The 1,733-nt window shown below is 74.3% G+C and carries 1 protein-coding gene and 1 pseudogene; both read left to right on the top strand.

The window, feature by feature from the left end:
* Positions 1 to 1,508, top strand: a 1,508-nt coding sequence (locus KN815_RS48955; RefSeq protein WP_372458670.1) for a Pls/PosA family non-ribosomal peptide synthetase, incomplete at its 5' end; no start/stop codon positions are given.
* Positions 1,505 to 1,733, top strand: a pseudogene (locus tag KN815_RS48950) (M1 family peptidase); the annotation flags it as partial. The gene KN815_RS48955 and the pseudogene KN815_RS48950, both read left to right, overlap by 4 nt.

The raw sequence follows: 1,733 nt of genomic DNA, 5'->3' as shown, positions 1-1,733 counted from the left end.
GGCGCCGCTGGGCGGGCGTGCCGGCGGCCAAGTCCGGCAAGGCGGCGCACCGCCGGCCCGAGAGCCGGCCGGCCCGCACCCGCCGCTGGGCGTTTGTGTACGGGCTCACCTCGCTGGGGCTGAGCCTGTTGCCCGCACTGGCGCTGCTGCCCGCGCTCGTCGTCATCACGCTGTTCCTGCGGGGCACCCACGACGCGGGCACGGCGCTGCTCCACGCGCTGGCCGCCGTGCCGCTCGCGACGGTGGCCGGAATGGCGTGCTACGCGCTGTTCGTCCTGGCCGGGGTGCGGACGCTCGGCCTCGGCCTGCGGGCGGGTCACCATCCCGTCCACGGCCGGATCGCCTGGCAGGCATGGGCCACCGAGCGGTTGATGGACATGGCGCGGGTGCATCTGTTCCCGCTGTACGCCAGCCTGTTCACCCCGGTGTGGCTGCGGGCGCTCGGCATGAAGGTCGGGCGCGGGGTGGAGGCGTCCACCGTGCTGGCCCTGCCGTCGATGACCACCGTCGGCGATGGCGCGTTCCTCGCCGACGACACCATGGTCGCCTCCTACGAACTGGGCGGCGGCAAGCTGCGGATCGCTCAGTCGCGGGTCGGCAAGATGGCGTTCCTCGGCAACTCGGGGATGGCCGTGGGCGGCAGTTCGGTGCCCAAGCGCGGTCTGGTCGGCGTGCTGTCCGCCGCGCCCAGGGGGGCCAAGGAGGGCAGCTCATGGCTCGGGATGCCGCCGATGAAGCTGCCGCGGGCGGCCGAGGAGGGCGACCAGAGCCGTACCTACCGTCCGGCGCGGCGGCTGAAGTGGGCCCGCGGCGCGGTCGAGCTGTGCCGGATCGTCCCCGTGATGGGTGGTGCGGCGCTCGCGGTGCTGGTGCTGGCCGCCTTCGGAACGCTCGCCGCACGGTGGGGATTCGCCGCGGCCATGGCGGCCGGCGGGGTGCTGCTGCTCGCGGGCGGTCTGGTCGCCTGTGCCGTGGCGGTGCTGGCCAAGTGGCTGCTGGTGGGCCGGTTCAGAGCGGCCGAACGCCCGCTGTGGAGCTCGTTCGTATGGCGCAACGAGCTGGCGGACACCTTCGTGGAGGTGTTGGCCGTCCCGTGGCTGGTCGGGGCCATCTCCGGTACGCCGCTGATGAACTGGTGGCTGCGGGGCCTCGGCGCGCGCGTCGGGCGCGGGGTGTGGTGCGAGACGTACTGGCTGCCGGAGGCCGATCTGGTACGGATCGGCTCGGGCGCCAGTGTGAACCGGGGATGTGTGGTGCAGACCCATCTCTTCCACGACCGGATCATGCGCATGGACCAGGTGGTGCTGGAGGACGGCGCCACCCTGGGCCCGCACGGCATCGTGCTGCCGGGCGCCACGGTCGGCGCGTGTGCCACGGTGGGTCCGGCGTCGCTGGTGATGCGTGGCGAGACGCTGCCCGCGGGCACGTCGTGGCTCGGCAACCCGATCGCGGCGTGGAAGCCGGAGAAGGCGCGGGACATGCGGAAGACGGAGGGTGCGGCCAAGTGAGCAGGGGCAAGAGCGGCCGGGCGCAGACCGCGCCCGGCGGCGTGGCGGGGGCGGACCGGTCCGGGGACTCCTATCTGCCCGGGCACGGCAACGGCGGCTACCGGGTGACCCATTACGACCTGGAGCTGACCTACCGTCCGAACACGGGCCGGCTCTCGGGCCGCGCGCGGATCTCGGCGGTCGCCGAGCCGGGCGCCGAGCCGGCCGCCGAGCCGGGCGCCGGCC

The organism is Streptomyces niphimycinicus (assembly GCF_018883605.1).
In the GTDB taxonomy this organism is placed as follows: domain Bacteria; phylum Actinomycetota; class Actinomycetes; order Streptomycetales; family Streptomycetaceae; genus Streptomyces; species Streptomyces niphimycinicus.
The sequence above is the reverse complement of the archived record's forward strand: the minus strand, read 5'-3'. Positions and strand labels throughout refer to the sequence as shown.